At 43.4% G+C, this 14992-nt stretch carries 15 protein-coding genes; 4 read left to right on the top strand and 11 right to left on the bottom strand.

Annotated features, from left to right (window positions below; translation table 11 throughout):
- On the bottom strand, positions 1–726 hold the full coding sequence (locus DB520_RS07155) for an NUDIX hydrolase (protein ID WP_114749010.1): 726 nt from the start codon (positions 724–726) through the stop codon (positions 1–3).
- A 376-nt stretch (positions 727–1102) separates the two neighbouring features.
- Between DB520_RS07155 and DB520_RS07150 the strand changes: the two genes are divergently transcribed.
- Genes DB520_RS07150 through DB520_RS07140 form a run of 3 tightly spaced genes read left to right on the top strand, consistent with a single transcriptional unit; the run spans position 1103 to position 6311 of the window.
- Positions 1103–4330: a DUF1553 domain-containing protein gene (locus DB520_RS07150; RefSeq protein ID WP_232834876.1), complete on the top strand. Its 3228-nt coding sequence runs from the start codon at positions 1103–1105 to the stop codon at positions 4328–4330.
- Positions 4331–4341: 11 nt separating this feature from the next.
- Positions 4342–5790 (top strand): DUF1501 domain-containing protein, encoded by a 1449-nt coding sequence (locus DB520_RS07145; RefSeq protein ID WP_114749009.1) that lies wholly within the window; start codon positions 4342–4344, stop codon positions 5788–5790.
- 11 nt (positions 5791–5801) lie between these two features.
- Positions 5802–6311 carry a hypothetical protein gene (locus DB520_RS07140; RefSeq protein ID WP_114749008.1) on the top strand — a complete coding sequence of 170 codons (510 nt, stop codon included), beginning with the start codon at positions 5802–5804 and terminating at the stop codon, positions 6309–6311.
- 218 nt (positions 6312–6529) lie between these two features.
- Here DB520_RS07140 and atpC read toward each other — a convergent pair whose 3' ends face one another.
- The 3 genes from atpC to DB520_RS07125 all read right to left on the bottom strand — a co-directional run bounded on the left by atpC (position 6530) and on the right by DB520_RS07125 (position 9176).
- Positions 6530–6775 carry an ATP synthase F1 subunit epsilon gene (gene atpC, locus DB520_RS07135; RefSeq protein ID WP_114749007.1) on the bottom strand — a complete coding sequence of 82 codons (246 nt, stop codon included), beginning with the start codon at positions 6773–6775 and terminating at the stop codon, positions 6530–6532.
- Between the two features lie 57 nt (positions 6776–6832).
- Positions 6833–8335 (bottom strand): F0F1 ATP synthase subunit beta, encoded by a 1503-nt coding sequence (gene atpD, locus DB520_RS07130; RefSeq protein ID WP_114749006.1) that lies wholly within the window; start codon positions 8333–8335, stop codon positions 6833–6835.
- Between the two features lie 358 nt (positions 8336–8693).
- Positions 8694–9176, bottom strand: a complete 483-nt coding sequence (locus tag DB520_RS07125) for a C40 family peptidase (protein ID WP_114749005.1) — start codon at positions 9174–9176, stop codon at positions 8694–8696.
- Positions 9177–9446: 270 nt separating this feature from the next.
- On the opposite strand from DB520_RS07125, the gene DB520_RS07120 reads away from it, so the two are divergent.
- Positions 9447–9692 (top strand): hypothetical protein, encoded by a 246-nt coding sequence (locus tag DB520_RS07120; protein ID WP_114749408.1) that lies wholly within the window; start codon positions 9447–9449, stop codon positions 9690–9692.
- Here the strand turns inward: DB520_RS07120 and coaE are convergent.
- From coaE to DB520_RS07085, 7 genes are all read right to left on the bottom strand, one after another.
- Positions 9689–10309, bottom strand: coding sequence for a dephospho-CoA kinase (gene coaE / locus DB520_RS07115; RefSeq protein WP_114749004.1), 621 nt, complete (start codon positions 10307–10309; stop codon positions 9689–9691). The two genes, DB520_RS07120 and coaE, sit on opposite strands and share 4 nt — an antisense overlap.
- Positions 10302–11270 (bottom strand): YbbR-like domain-containing protein, encoded by a 969-nt coding sequence (locus DB520_RS07110; protein ID WP_114749003.1) that lies wholly within the window; start codon positions 11268–11270, stop codon positions 10302–10304. Before DB520_RS07110 ends, coaE begins: the two co-directional genes overlap by 8 nt.
- Positions 11271–11277: 7 nt before the next feature.
- Entirely contained in the window at positions 11278–11595 is a 318-nt protein-coding gene (gene yajC, locus DB520_RS07105) for a preprotein translocase subunit YajC (RefSeq protein WP_114749002.1), read from the bottom strand.
- A 6-nt stretch (positions 11596–11601) separates the two neighbouring features.
- Positions 11602–12144 (bottom strand): DUF1573 domain-containing protein, encoded by a 543-nt coding sequence (locus tag DB520_RS07100; RefSeq protein ID WP_449421219.1) that lies wholly within the window; start codon positions 12142–12144, stop codon positions 11602–11604.
- 9 nt (positions 12145–12153) lie between these two features.
- Positions 12154–12459 (bottom strand): YtxH domain-containing protein, encoded by a 306-nt coding sequence (locus DB520_RS07095; RefSeq protein ID WP_114749001.1) that lies wholly within the window; start codon positions 12457–12459, stop codon positions 12154–12156.
- 13 nt (positions 12460–12472) lie between these two features.
- A complete protein-coding gene (gene nusB / locus DB520_RS07090) occupies positions 12473–13651 on the bottom strand; it encodes a transcription antitermination factor NusB (protein ID WP_114749000.1) in 1179 nt (392 codons plus the stop codon).
- A gap of 116 nt (positions 13652–13767) precedes the next feature.
- The gene (locus DB520_RS07085) at positions 13768–14874 is read right to left on the bottom strand and encodes a Glu/Leu/Phe/Val dehydrogenase dimerization domain-containing protein (protein WP_114748999.1); all 1107 of its coding nucleotides are present in this window, start codon (positions 14872–14874) and stop codon (positions 13768–13770) included.
- Between the last annotated feature and the right edge of the window lie 118 nt (positions 14875–14992).

Below are 14992 nucleotides of genomic sequence, written 5' to 3'. Positions count from 1 at the left end.
TTAGCCAATTACACTGGGGATGTTTTTGGGGATTTCGTTTTTTGGAATGAAATTCAAAACCTTGTTGAATTTCTCTTTGTAGTTCCTTTTCATTAGCCTATAATAGTAGGCTCCTTTCTTTGAACTGGATTTGTCTTTTTCGCTTAAACGCTTGATTATTCCCGTAGAAAGCACCTTTCTGGAAAAATTTCTCTTGTCTATAACGATATCATATAGCCCCTCATATAAAATTTGCAGTTGGGGAAGGGTAAACTTTTCTGGCAAAAGCTCAAATAGTATGGGATGTAACGCCGCGTTGTACCTTAATTTATTCAAGGCCATGTTTACCATTTCCCTATGATCCAATACCAGGGAAGGTAAATTATTCATTGGGAACCATTTGGCCAAATATTCATCACTTAGTTGGTCCTCGTATTTTTTGATGTCAACTAAGGCTACATGGGCCATCCCCAATATTCTTTCAATTGGATCCCTATTTGGGTCGCTAAAACCACATAGCTGTTCCAAATACACATCCTTTATGCCCGTAAGCTCCAAAACCACTCTAGAAGCCGCCTGTTCCAGCGTTTCACTGGGTTGCAAAAAGCCACCCATCACACTCCATTTTTCCTTTTCGGCAATACTCCCCTTTTGTACGAGCAGCAATTTGTACTCCTGACCGTCAAATCCAATAACTATGCAATCCACTGAAACCAGCAATCTGGTTTGATTCGAATATTTTAACATTTTTTACTTTACAGCATTTAGGTAATAATAGGCGATAAATACAACTTCGACACTTTTACCTCAAAGTGTCAAAATATGTTAATGAAACGTTAATTTATAGAAATATATGCATCCATTTACAAGATATATTTTTTCATGAGAAATACCTTCCTGTATTAAGGAAAAAAAATATATTTCTTTCAATAATTAAAAAAAATACTCAAATCATTATTCATCAATAATTTACGTTTGGAAATTCGGAATTGGGTTACGGGATTTGAGGATCCTTCGGCAGAAATTAAAATTGAATTTTTACAATAAATTTTTTTAATACGCTATCCTTGATTTTTTAAAAATTTTAATCAATTTTAGCAGAAGTTTGCCAAATATTTCTCCAATGGAAGCGCAGCAAAAACCCATAATTATTCTACCTACTTACACCCTTTACCGAATATCCTTTTTATTGGTATGGATGGTTTCCAGTTGTGGTATAGAGAAACCCGAAGAAATTAAGAACGCAGCATCCACTTTACCTTCAGAAATTGATTACAACCTACATGTAAAACCCATACTGTCGGATCGTTGCTTCTCCTGCCATGGACCTGACCCCAATACAAGAGAGGCAGGGCTTAGGCTTGATACGGAGGAAGGTGCCTATGCGGCATTGGAGGGAAACAGGTGGAAGGCAGCCATTAAACCAGGCAAACTATCTAAAAGCGAAGTCTATGGCCGGATTATATCTTCAGACCCCGAATATATGATGCCACCCCCCGTAACCAACCTAACGCTTAGCACACAAGAAAAGGCTATTTTGGTGCGGTGGATTGAACAAGGGGCAAAGTATAAACCCCATTGGGCTTTCATTAAACCTACGAAACCCGAACTGCCAACCCTCCAAAATCCGGACTGGCCCAAAAATGAAATTGACCACTTCGTATTGGCAAAACTCGAGTCTGAAGGTATGTCCCCCTCCCAAGAGGCGGATAAAATGACCCTTTTGAGGAGGATAAGCCTTGACCTTACGGGGCTTTTGCCAGACGAGCAACTGATGAATTCCTATCAAAAGGACTCGTCTCCTGATGCTTATGAAAAGGCAGTAGACCATTTATTGGCATCGAGTGCGCATGCAGAACGCATGGCGCTGGATTGGTTGGATGTGTCCAGGTATGCGGATTCGCACGGTTTGCATGCAGACGGATACCGGATGATGTGGCCATGGAGGGATTGGGTGATCAAATCCTTCAAAGAGAATATGCCCTATGACCAGTTTATACAAATGCAAATAGCCGGGGACTTGATGCCAGATACCGATAAGGAAAAGGTGTTGGCAACTGCTTTTAACAGAAATCACCAAATGACAGCGGAAGGGGGCATTATTGATGAAGAATATAGATTGGAGTATGTTTTTGACCGTGCAGAGACCACTTCCAAGGCACTTTTGGGCTTGACCATGGAATGTGCCAGATGTCATGACCACAAATTTGACCCTGTTTCCCAAAAAGATTATTTCAGCCTTGCTGCCTTTTACAATAATGTGGAGGAACTGGGAATGACAGGGGATGACGGCAATGCAGGGCCTATGATGCTCTTCATGGACGAGAAACAAGAAGAGGAAATATTGGCAATCAAAAAAAGGATCCTTCTGCTGGAGGAAAAATTAAAGGCAAGCGAGGTGGGATTCAATCCTCCACAAACCTATAAAGACCTTACCCCAGAAAAAACATTGCAAAAAGGATTGTTGGCGCATTTTGAACTTGAGGGGTATAATGAAGGTAAAACCTATGACCGCTTCAAAAAACAAGCGATGAGGGTAAGCGGATCCCCGGAGTCTAAAGAAGGGGCCATCGGGAAAAGCTTGCGGTTTAAGCATGATTACGACATTTTGGAATTAGATGGGGAGGGGTTGTTTGAACTCCACGAACCATTCTCCTATGCGATTTGGGTTAACCCTGAAACCATAGAACCCTTCAGAGGTATCTTAGGCAACTCCGGTAACAAAAACAATTACTGGAGAGGTTACGAAATGACCCTTGACAGCCTAAACAGGGTTTCCATAAGGATCATCCATGCATTGCCTCATAATTGTATTTCCCTTATTTCTGAAGAAAGTCTACCAGTAAATAGTTGGACACATTTGGCATTTACCTATGATGGCTCAGGAAAAGCGGATGGAGTGGGGGTTTATATCAATGGAAAGCCTGCCCTCACCACCACACTTATTGATAACCTCTACAAAAGCATAATTCCTGTGGACAATAGGTACATCCAAGTGGAAAGGCCTCTGCGCTTGGCCAGGAGTTATAGGGTTTTCAGTGGGGATGATGGAATTTTTCCAGGAAGCCTAGACGAGCTTTACATCTATAACAGGGAATTGTCCGAGATCGAGGTCGCATCCTTGGCAGGAGCAGCACTGCCTGAAGATAAATCCACTTGGTCGTCCCATTACAATCTACATCGTAATGCAAATTGGCAAAAGCTTAGGGAGGAACTACAACAAGAAAGATTCCAATGGCTGGAAGTCATGAACAAAGTGGATGAAGTAATGGTAATGCAGGAAAGTCAACATGCCAGGACTACCTATATCCTTGACAGAGGGGAATACAATTTACCCACCGAACCTGTGGAGGCTAATATCCCTGAGGTATTACCTGATTTTAAGGAGGAATGGCCTAGAAACAGGTTGGGGCTCGCACTTTGGCTTACCCACCAAGATAACCCGCTTACGGCCAGGGTAGCGGTAAACAGGTACTGGTACCAGCTTTTTGGGCGGGGAATCGTCAATACTGTGGATGATTTTGGGAGTCAAGGAGAACTGCCAAGCCATCCTGAACTCTTGGATTGGTTGGCGGTGGAATTTATGGAATCGGGTTGGGACCTTAGGGGTTTAATCAAGAAAATTGTGATGTCTGCCACCTACAGGCAGCAATCGACTCCTGGCCCTGACCTTCTGGAAAGAGACCCCAACAATATCTTATTGGCAAGGGGTGCCAGGCATCGCCTTATCGGGGAGTTTATCCGTGATGCCTATTTACAGGCAAGTGGTTTGCTCAACCCCAAAATAGGCGGCCCAAGCGTAAAGCCTTATCAACCAGAAGGGCTTTGGGAAGAAAAGGGGGAGTTCTCTCATGTTTTGTTAAAATATATCCAAGACAAAGGGGACGACCTCTACCGGCGAAGTATGTACACCTTTATCAGGAGGACATCTCCTCCCCCAGCCATGAGCACCTTTGATGTACCCAACAGAGAGGAATGCTCCGTAATGCGGCAGGAAACCAGTACACCCCTTCAGCCACTGGTGCTAATGAACGACCCCCAGGTGGTAGAGGCATCCCGTATATTGGCCGAGAGAATGCAAAAAGAAGGAGGAAGCAGGGTAGAAGACCAGATCCAATATGGATTCATGAGGGCACTAAGCAGAAACCCCAACGAAAAAGAATTGGCTACCCTAATGAACCTCTATGAAAAGGAGTTGGAACGGTTTTCAAGTTCCTTGGAAGATGCCCGAAAATTACTCCGTGTGGGCGAATACCCAAGCGACCAGAAGTTGCCCGTTGAAAAAACAGCCGCACTAGCCATGGTCTCCAACTTGATGTTTAACCATTACGACTTTTATACCAAACAATAAGACAAACCAAAATGGCAGATCTTTGCGACAATATTAATAGATATAACCGACGAGAGTTTTTGACCAAAGCGGGATTAGGTCTGGGAGGAATTGCCTTAGGGTCATTGATCCATCCAAAGGTTGCCACCGCCAGTAAGGATCCTTTTAGCGGGAGTTTAGGAGGCACCCACTTCCCTGCCAAGGCAAAAAGGGTGATCTATCTTTTTCAAAGTGGGGGGCCATCCCAACTGGAACTGTTTGATTACAAACCCGAACTTATAAAAAGAAACGGTGAAGAACTACCGGAATCGGTGAGGATGGGGCAACGGCTAACAGGAATGACTGCGGGACAAAAATCCATTCCTATGGTGGGGTCATCCTTCTCCTTCAAGCAAAGGGGGGATACGGGTATTTATGTGAGCGAGCTGCTACCGCACCTTTCCGAAATTACAGAAGAAATGTGTCTGGTCAAATCCATGTACACCGAAGCTATTAACCATGATCCTGCCATCACCTTTTTGCAGACTGGCTTTCAGCAACCTGGGAGGCCATCCATAGGCTCTTGGGTAAGTTATGGATTGGGTAGTGACAACGAAAACCTTCCAGCCTTTTGCGTTTTGGTATCCAATGGAAGGACAGGGGCGCAACCAATATATGGGAGATTGTGGGGAAATGGCTTTCTCCCTTCTCTCCATCAGGGGGTGCAATTTAGGGGAGGAAAAGACCCAGTCCTTTACCTCAATGATCCACCCGGAGTAGATGCCAAGGACCGCTCGCGCTACCTGGATCATCTCAAGGAACTCTACGAAAGCAGTTTTGAACAAAGTGGCGATCAGGAGATCCATTCAAAAATAGCTCAATACGAAATGGCCTTTAGGATGCAAACTTCGGTTCCGGAAACTATGGACATATCTGGGGAGCCCCAGCACATTCTGGACATGTACGGGCCAGAAGTCCTAATTCCCGGTTCTTATGCCGCAAATTGTCTTTTGGCCCGCAGGCTGGCAGAGAAGGACGTCAAGTTCATTCAGCTTTACCACAAGGGTTGGGACCAACATGGCAATTTACCCAAGGACATCAAAACCATGTGCAATTCCATGGATCAGCCCACAGCAGCTTTAGTGAAGGACTTAAAGCAAAGGGGAATGCTGGAAGACACCTTGGTGATATGGGGTGGAGAGTTTGGGCGGACCAGCTATTCACAGGGAAGACTAACCAAGGAAACTTATGGACGCGACCACCATCCTAACTGTTTTACGATGTGGATGGCAGGTGCAGGGGTAAAAAAAGGTTTTTCTTTCGGAGAAACAGACGAAGTTGGCTATAATGTCGTTGAAAACCCTGTACACGTACATGATTTTCAGGCTACACTTTTACACCTATTGGGAGTGGATCACGAGAAACTCACCTTTAGGCACCAAGGTAGGCGATTTAGGCTTACAGATGTACACGGAAAGGTCGTGCATCCCATTTTGACTTAAATTTTCGATATATGGAAGAGTATATACAACAGCTTATAGAAGATTTCAGGGAGTCGGCAAAAAAGGTCCCTGCTCCAGGCCCATTTTGGGAAAACCATAAGGATGAAACCTCCGAATCCGGATTGGAAGACCTTGCATTTGTAAACCAATACGTAAACGGGATGCCTCAAAAACTCTCTGTCATTTTTGGTATCGATAAAGTCGTTTTGCCACCTTTGGAGAAATTGAAATCCTATCAAGCGGCTTGCCTTTACAATGAAATGCTCAAATTGTGGCATTCCTATAATTTCTTCCCTGATTTCCCGAAAAAATTACCTCCACACCTGCGGTATAAGTTTCTGCGTGATTATTGGGAGTCTGAGCAAATCCTCGTGGATAAAGGGGAAATACACGTGGAGTTTTGCCAATATGAGCCTGATCTCTGTCCCTTTCCATGTAAATATTGTGACTGCAAGGATTTTGACACCTACGAGGGCAAACTGGATGAAAATTGGGAAAATGATGGCGAGGCACCTCTCTAACCTAGAGCAGTTCGATTTTTTAATCGCACCAAATACTCGGATAGGAATATCGCTTTGATTCCATCTGGTTTCAGAAATTTTTAACAAAGATAAGAAGCATCGAGGTTTTCGACCTTCACAAGTATAGTAGGAGTTACTTTAGGAACAAAAAATCAAATTGTAGGAGCAAAAAAATAGCCCCAACCTGGGGCTATTACTATTTAAATTCCTTCTCGTCCTTATAAAATCACTTTTTCAGCCAGCACGATGATATGGTTGTCTTTGACTTCCACTACACCTCCATCTACTATCATTACATGCTTGCCCTTAGCATCGGTAAATGAAACTTTTCCCTTTGCCAATCCCGAAATGATAGGGGCATGGTTCTTAAGCACTTGAAAAGAACCCTCGGCACCAGGGAAACTGGCCTCCGATACTTCTCCCTCAAATATTTTTTTGTCGGGGGTAATGATCTCTAATTGCATATCCCTTATTTGTGAAAGGGGGTATCTTTAGGATACCTCCCCTACTTTTCTTTCAGTTTATTTAACTTCAGCGAGCATTTTCTCTCCTTTGGCAACGGCATCTTCTATGGTGCCCACCAAATTAAAGGCCGCCTCAGGAAGATGGTCAAGCTCCCCATCCATAATCATGTTGAATCCCTTGATGGTATCCTTGATATCTACCAATACACCCTTGAGTCCGGTAAACTGTTCTGCCACATGGAAAGGCTGGGAAAGAAAACGCTGAACTCTCCTTGCTCTGTGTACTACCAGTTTGTCCTCTTCTGAAAGCTCTTCCATACCCAAGATGGCGATAATATCCTGTAATTCCTTGTACCTTTGCAGAACCTCCTTTACCCTAGTCGCACAGTCATAATGCTCATCTCCCAAAACTTCAGGATCAAGGATTCGAGATGTGGAGTCCAGAGGGTCCACAGCAGGGTAAATCCCCAATTCCGCAATCTTCCTTGAAAGTACCGTAGTGGCGTCCAAGTGGGCAAAAGTGGTGGCTGGTGCAGGGTCGGTCAAGTCATCTGCTGGCACATAAACGGCCTGTACAGAGGTGATAGAACCATTTTTTGTGGAGGTAATCCTTTCTTGCATGGCACCCATCTCTGTGGCTAGAGTAGGTTGATAACCCACCGCAGAAGGCATCCTACCTAAAAGAGCTGACACTTCTGATCCCGCTTGGGTGAAACGGAAAATATTGTCAATAAAGAAGAGAATATCTTTTCCTGCTCCTTCACCTTCCCCATCCCTATAATATTCTGCCAGGGTAAGTCCGGTAAGTGCTACCCGTGCACGGGCTCCAGGAGGCTCATTCATCTGACCAAACACAAAGGTTGCTTTGGAATCTTGCAATTTTTCCAAATCCACTTTGGCAAGGTCCCAGCCTCCTTCTGTTTCCAAAGAATGAACAAAATCATCTCCATAGGTCACAATTCCCGATTCGATCATTTCCCTGAGGAGGTCGTTTCCTTCTCTGGTTCTCTCGCCTACACCCGCAAAAACAGAAAGCCCTGCATAAGCTTTGGCGATATTGTTGATCAATTCCTGGATCAATACTGTTTTTCCTACCCCGGCACCACCGAAGAGGCCGATTTTACCCCCTTTGGCATAGGGTTCAATAAGGTCAATCACCTTAATACCGGTATATAAAACCTCAGTTGAGGTAGTTAAATCTTCAAATTTTGGAGCTGACCTGTGAATAGGCAGCCTTGTGTCAGACTTAGGCTGGGGCAAGCCATCAATAGCTTCACCAACCACATTAAAAAGCCGACCTTTGATTCCATCTCCGGTAGGTACAGAAATCTGGGTACCCAAATCCAACACCTCCATACCCCTTACCATGCCTTCTGTGGAATCCATGGCAACGGTTCTAACACGGTCTTCCCCAAGATGCTGCTGCACTTCAAGAACTACCTTCTGCCCGTTTTCTTTTGTGATTTCAAGCGCATCAAGGATGTTTGGCAACACCCCTCCTTCAAAGGATATGTCAACCACAGGACCAATTACCTGGGCTATCTTACCAGTATTTGCCATTTTAGTTTTTTAAGATGAAAAGGAACTATACTTATGCGGGTGCAAAATTAGTCAATATTGCTTAATACCAAAGGATGTTTTAATAATTAATGCTGTTTCCCCGCAAATTTCAGCAAAGTACACGACTTTGGGCTGTTTTCCGAGAATTGATTTGGAAGTGGCTATTAAGCCTCGTTTCATATGATTATAATTTGCTTTTTATAGGCCATATAGCCTGCCCCTGCCTGCCCCGAACTTGATTCGGGGAACTCGCTTCGGGGGAATCTCGCAATCTATAATCATCCCAGTGTGTGACGTTTTCGTCATGCCTGACTGCCGTCCAGGCAGGCTCGATTTCATCAAAACACTAACTATTTGGCTAAAAAACCCGTCTACCTCTGATAAAACGACGAGACCAATAAGAGGAGAATACGTTGTCTTCGGTCACCCCCAAACTTGTGGAAGCGTGGATGAACTGAATCCCTCCCCCAGTTCTTTGAGTTACTATTCCCGCATGAGTTACTTTTCTCCTCCGTTTTCCAGTGGCAAAGAAAACTACGTCCCCTTGTCTCAGCTTCCTTTTTGAAACTTTTTTCCCGACTTTGCTTTGTTCGTCTGTAGTTCTGGGCAGTGTGACACCCACACTACTAAAAGAAAGGTAAACCAAAGCAGAACAATCCATCCCTGAACGGTTGACCCCTCCATATCGATATGGTGTGCCATGAAAGGACTTGGCCGTTTCTACTACCTGCTGGATGTTTTGGTTTCTGATCTTCCTCGCTGAAGAGCAGGAACCAAAAGTAAGGACTACCCCTAAAAAACAAATTAAATGAAAAGGTTTAAGAAATGATTTTGTATTCATAAAAACAATTTGATAAATGATATTTCCAATATTAATCAGGAACGAGATAGTTTCAAAATTAAATACATTTTGGAGGGAAATTGACTGTTTTTTCTATTAAGTCCTCTCTCGCATTTAGCCACTTGGATTCGGCATATTATAAAAAAATACTTATTTTAGAGTCATGGAATGGGGATTACCCAATTCAATCGGATTATCACTTTCCCAAAATACCTTCACCCCTTTATTACCGTTATCAATCGAAAGAAGCAAAGCATTTCAGGGAAAAAGATGAGTAAAGAAGATTTTAGAAAACTTTCCTTGCACAAAAAAATCAATAAACTCTACACGGAGGGTACTTTTGTAGTGGGTATAAGGTATTATGCCTACAAAATAAATCTCTATCTTCTAGGAAGGGAATATGTGGAAGTCTTTTACAACCACAAACACGACCGCATTGACAAGATCGACTTTCTAAACCCCAGCCATTCCCGAATGAAGTTCTATTTGGACCAAATCAGCTTGGAAGACTTTTAGGCTCGTTTTCCCTCAGAATAAGACAAGAGCTTTTGGTGCACTTTCAGAATTTGGGGTAGCAGCATACTTTTGTTGCAGTTTTCAACTATAAAATCGGAAAGTTCTCTTTTTTTTGATTCATCCCATTGTTTCTCCACAATATCCAGAACCTGCTCCCTTGTCCTTTGCGGGTCCCTGGACAGTACCCTTTCTATTCTGGTTTCTAAAGGTGCGGTGACAAGAAGAACTTTGTCCAGGTCCTTGTAAGATCCTGTTTCAAACAGCAGTGCAGCCTCCTTTAGCACATAGGGATAGGACTTCCCCAGGCACCAGTCCCTGAAATCCCGACCAACCGCAGGGTGAACCATTGCGTTTATTTTTTCCGTTTGCGTCGAATCGGAAAAAACCTTTGCAGCTAGAAAAACTCGGTTCAATCTACCATCCTCATGATAGGCTTCCTTTCCGAAACCATCCAGGATGCCTGCCCTCAAGCTCTCATCGTTTTCCATAAGCCATTTGGCCCTCTCATCCGCATTATATAGAGGTGCCCCCAACACCTTAAAAACCTTGGAAACGGTGGTCTTTCCGGCACCTATCCCTCCGGTGATCCCTACCAAATAAGGAGTGTCCTTACTCATAAATCAGTTTGAATTTCTCGGGCACAAAGCTCTGTATTTCAAGGTAATTTGGATTTAGATTCAGGGACACATTCACCGTGCTGTCCTCCCTGTTGCGATTATGAAAGTTCAATACCGCTTGCAGGTCTAGTTTCTCCAAATCTTCCAGGTGCCGCTCATCCACCAGATAGAATAACATCACTGAGGAAATATCCTCTTGCTCCACACTTACATTTGCGGGGAAGAATTTCTTTTCCAAAGTTAGACGCTTGCTGCCATCTACAAATTGCACCACTTCAAAATCAACCTGGACCGTTTCTTCCTCCAGACTCAAAAAGGACCTCTTGTCTCTGGGAACGGTCAGCGGAAGCAGTTTGGAATAATTACTTTTAATCTCGTCGTCCGGAAGTTCCAATAAAAGCTGGCCCTCCAGAGATTGCACAATGGAAATCGGCCCTCTTACTGCCACTACTTCGGGATCAATTTTTATTGGGGAAGCATATCTGAAATTTTGGGCCAAGGTATTTTCCGTAGTATCTACTACCACGTTGATTTTTCTAGTAACCAACCTATCCACCTTAAAATGGATAGAATCCTGGACAATATTGACCAATTGGGTGGGGGCAATAACTTCAGTAAGCTCCCTCCGCACATCCCTGGTCAGCACATAACCATTTCGCGACGGATCCTCCAATTCAATAACAAATGGGGTTACATTAAATTGGAAATATTTTCTCAACAAATCCCAGCCATTCCCGTGAATTTCTATCTGAACGTATCCCGGAAGTTCCTCCACGGCCTGAAATTCCTCTTGATTATATTCGATTCTTATTGGTTGACTTACTATTGTGCTGTAATCCTCCTTATTGAGGGCATTTAAAACCCAAAAAGTGGTAGCCGTGAAAACACACAGAACTACCACTTTGATGTTGGAGGATTTCTCCGGTTTAAGTTTTTTGAAAAACTTTCGGAAATTGCTCAATGCTATTTTATTTCGTTTCTTTATATTTCTTGCTGTATTCTAAGGAAAGCGCGGTCTTTTCCACCTTGATCTTCATCCCTTTTTCCAACTCCACCATTACGGTGTCTCCCTCCACAGCATAAACTTTACCGTGAATTCCTCCCACCGTCACCACCATGTCTCCTTTTTTTATTTCCTCTATGAATTTGTTGGTGTCTTTTTGTTTTTTCTGTTGGGGCCGGATCATGAAAAAATACATGATCAAAATGATACTCCCAAACAAGAATACCTGACCCATGATGCCTCCACCAGCACCCTCTGCTTGTAACAATATAAAATTAAACATCTTTTTTTATTTCTTAACGGGTCCTTCTACAGGCCTGGCTGCGGAAGCTGTCTTTTGGTTTACGGTTCCTTTTAATCTTAATCGCGTTACATTTGGGGATGTATTGGCAGTGACAGACACCGTTGGGCTCTGCACACCCGTCTTACTGGTGGAGTTAAACACCACTTTGATCAAGCCTTCCTCCCCGGGTTTAATGGGTGTTTTGGTCCACTCTGGACTAGTACATCCACAGGAAGCCTGCACATTGGAAATTACCAAAGGTGCTTCTCCCTTGTTTTTAAAATTGAACACATGTTCCACTACTTCCCCTTCGCTGATGGTACCAAAGTCAAATTCTGTAGTCTCAAAATCAAAAGCACCCACAGTACCGGGATCTGCTGCCTGCACACTTTGGGCATTAGAAGGAGCCACCACTTGATTTTGCTCCATTTGTGAAATTTTCTGCTCCAAAGCGGCTATGCGCTCATCTTTTTCATCTGTTTTTTCGCTGCATCCTACCCACATGGCCATTATTATTCCAGCACATGCCACAATACTTAGTTTTTTAATCATTTCTTTTTAATTATTGTTTTCCTGATTGATCTGATCTATTAGTTTGTTCACGTCGTTCAAGAGGTTTTCCGCCTTGGTTTTGGCCTCGGAGATCACTTTATTTCCCTCGGATTTGGCTTGATTGGCAGGTAAATCCTTGCCCTCCATCAATTCCTTCACCAATTCCTCCAATTCACTCTTGTACTTGGTCAGTTTATACGTCAGTTTGTCCCTGGTGTTGTTTCCCGCATCTGGGGCATATAAAACACCAAATACTGCGCCTATACCAGCGCCAAACATAAATGCCACTATCGAAGTTCCTTTGTTGCTCATGTTGCTGAATTTTTTATTTGTTATCTATCAGTCCCCTACCACTCTTACGGATTTTACCGGAATCGGTTAGTTCTTTAGCCAACACGTCCAGCAACCCATTAACAAATTGTTTACTCTTTGGGGTGCTGTAAGTTTTTGATATATCTATAAATTCGTTAATAGTTACCTTAACGGGAATACTTGGGAAGTTGACCATTTCTGTCAAGGCCATTGTCAATATCACCTTGTCCGTTTGGGCAATCCGCTCAATATCCCAGTTTTTTGCTTTCTCTGCTATAAGCCCACTAAATTCCTTTTCGGATCGAACAGACAAATTAAATATATTTTGGAAAAATTCCTTGTCATCCTCCCAGTTTATCGCCAGCTCCGGCAAAAACTCCTCTGAAGGCAAACCCTCTCCATCAAGGTTTTTTAGCACTTTTAATGCCAAACTTCGAACCACAGGCCGGTTTTCCGACCAATTTATATCCTTCTCCTGAAAAAAACTGAGAATGGTGTCATTCTTGAAAACCACTTTTTTCAAAAGTGTTTGTAGAATTTCCATGTCGTCCTCCCAGGATGGGGATGGGTTCTTGGAATATTCTAAATAATCCTCCTGAGACTTTACATGTTCCCTAAACCATTGCCTAATTTCATCGGCAATTTCTTCCCTGAACACATGATGCCTCACAAATTCCTGTTCTATAGGGGATTTTTCCTTCAAAAAAACCAGAACTTTGTTCTTTGCCAAATTCGACTCCCCTGCAAGGGAATTCCCCTTGTTCCCCAATTTTTTTCTTTTGTCCAGCTCCTTCTCCAAATGCTCCCCAAACCCGATCAAAATAGCTATTGACAGCAAATAAAGGGAGGGTATGCGCTCTGCGGCAGTCACCATATTGTTGCTCAGGAATTCCAAATCCTTTTCATTTTGCTTCTTAAACTGTACCAAGGCGGCCTTTGCCATGTTGTTGATTTTCGGAGAATGCTCCCCATCCTCATGAGGATTACCCTCCAACTGAGCATCAAACAACCTTATGCACTGCTCTGCTTCTTTCCTTAGCTTTACCTTATCCTGTACCTCCATGCTGTTCAGGTCAGGCAGGAATTGCGCCTTTATCCAATCATACGCTAGGTTTTGGTTGGAAGCCTTGCATTGTTGGAAGGCGTACAAAGTTTGAAAAGCTTTTACTCTAAGGATTCTTCTATTTAACATTATCTGACATTAAAGAACGCAAAGTTAATGCTATCCGCATGGAAAGGGAAAGAAAAAGCCAATTCTTTCCCATCAACTAATAAATAGCATACAGTGATCGCGAGAAAAACTACCGCTCAACTGCCATAAGAACGCTTTATCTTGGCTATACTTTCAATACGGCTCCAAGCCATTTCCATGGCTATTTCCTGCGGGGTTCTTTGCTCTTTAGAAGAAGTTTGAAGTACCTCTAGACAGGTGGCATAAATTCCTTCAGTACGGTCTAGTGCTACTTCTTTTTTATACCCTCCCAAAAATTCAATGTACACATTGATCAGCCCACCTGCATTGATCAAGAAATCCGGTGCATATACAATGCCTCTGTCCAACAACATCTGACCATGACTTTCTTCATCCTCCAACTGATTGTTGGCACCACCTGCCACGATGTCACATTTGAGCAAAGGTATGGTTTCCTCATTGAGGGTAGCCCCAAGTGCACATGGGGAGTAAATATCCATATTAAACCCATATACCGCATCCGGTGCGATCACCTGTGCCCCGGTTTTTTTAGCTACCTCAAATAGCTTTTCTTCGAATATATCTGTGACGAATACCTGCGCCTTCTCCTTCATCAAATGGCCAACCAGGTAGGATCCCACCTGCCCCACACCCTGGACCACTACACGTTTCCCCTCCAGGGAGTCATTTCCATACGCTTTTTTAGCTGCGGCCTTCATTCCCAGATAGGTGCCATAAGCCGTCACCGGCGAAGGATCACCACCTCCTCCCTTTATCTCCGGCAGCCCTGTCACATAGGGAGTCTCCATAGCGATTAGTTCCATGTCCCTGGTGTTCATATTGACATCTTCAGCGGTCACATATCGGCCTCCTAAGCTTTGAATAAACCTCCCCAGCCTTCTCAAGTAAGCTTCCGTTTTAAGCTTCGGATCCCCTATCAATACCGCCTTTCCTCCACCAATGTTTAAACCGGAAATGGCTGCTTTGAAAGTCATGCCCCTGGATAGCCTAAGCACGTCTTTAATGGCATCCTGTTCATTGGAATAGGGCCACATTCTGGTGCCTCCCAGCCCTGGCCCCAATACGGTGTTGTGAATACCAATGATGGCCTTAAGGCCTGTGGGTTCATCGTAACAAATGACCAACTGCTCATGTCCCAACCCACTGATTTGTCCGTAAATGGAAAGTTCTTTGGTTTTTTCTGCCGCTTTAATCGATGCCATGTGAACTATGTGTTTTAGATTGTGTTATCTTTGAGTTGACAGGGTAAATAGTAATGGCAAAATTAAATATTTACCACCTGCAATACTAACGATTCATTTGATATAATATAAAACTTTA

The organism is Pleomorphovibrio marinus (genome assembly GCF_003347495.1).
Classification (GTDB): Bacteria; Bacteroidota; Bacteroidia; order Cytophagales; family Cyclobacteriaceae; genus Pleomorphovibrio; species Pleomorphovibrio marinus.
Note: the sequence above shows the minus strand (reverse complement) of the source record. Positions and strands in the feature narration are given on the sequence as shown.

Excerpts from the sequence above, each read along its gene's own strand:
- DB520_RS07155 (WP_114749010.1), bottom strand. The coding sequence starts at position 726 with ATGTTAAAATATTCGAATCAAACCAGATTGCTGGTTTCAGTGGATTGC.
- DB520_RS07150 (WP_232834876.1), top strand. The coding sequence starts at position 1,103 with ATGGAAGCGCAGCAAAAACCCATAATTATTCTACCTACTTACACCCTT.
- DB520_RS07145 (WP_114749009.1), top strand. The coding sequence starts at position 4,342 with ATGGCAGATCTTTGCGACAATATTAATAGATATAACCGACGAGAGTTT.
- DB520_RS07140 (WP_114749008.1), top strand. The coding sequence starts at position 5,802 with ATGGAAGAGTATATACAACAGCTTATAGAAGATTTCAGGGAGTCGGCA.
- atpC (WP_114749007.1), bottom strand. The coding sequence starts at position 6,775 with ATGCAATTAGAGATCATTACCCCCGACAAAAAAATATTTGAGGGAGAA.
- atpD (WP_114749006.1), bottom strand. The coding sequence starts at position 8,335 with ATGGCAAATACTGGTAAGATAGCCCAGGTAATTGGTCCTGTGGTTGAC.
- DB520_RS07125 (WP_114749005.1), bottom strand. The coding sequence starts at position 9,176 with ATGAATACAAAATCATTTCTTAAACCTTTTCATTTAATTTGTTTTTTA.
- DB520_RS07120 (WP_114749408.1), top strand. The coding sequence starts at position 9,447 with ATGAGTAAAGAAGATTTTAGAAAACTTTCCTTGCACAAAAAAATCAAT.
- coaE (WP_114749004.1), bottom strand. The coding sequence starts at position 10,309 with ATGAGTAAGGACACTCCTTATTTGGTAGGGATCACCGGAGGGATAGGT.
- yajC (WP_114749002.1), bottom strand. The coding sequence starts at position 11,595 with ATGTTTAATTTTATATTGTTACAAGCAGAGGGTGCTGGTGGAGGCATC.
- DB520_RS07095 (WP_114749001.1), bottom strand. The coding sequence starts at position 12,459 with ATGAGCAACAAAGGAACTTCGATAGTGGCATTTATGTTTGGCGCTGGT.
- nusB (WP_114749000.1), bottom strand. The coding sequence starts at position 13,651 with ATGTTAAATAGAAGAATCCTTAGAGTAAAAGCTTTTCAAACTTTGTAC.
- DB520_RS07085 (WP_114748999.1), bottom strand. The coding sequence starts at position 14,874 with ATGGCATCGATTAAAGCGGCAGAAAAAACCAAAGAACTTTCCATTTAC.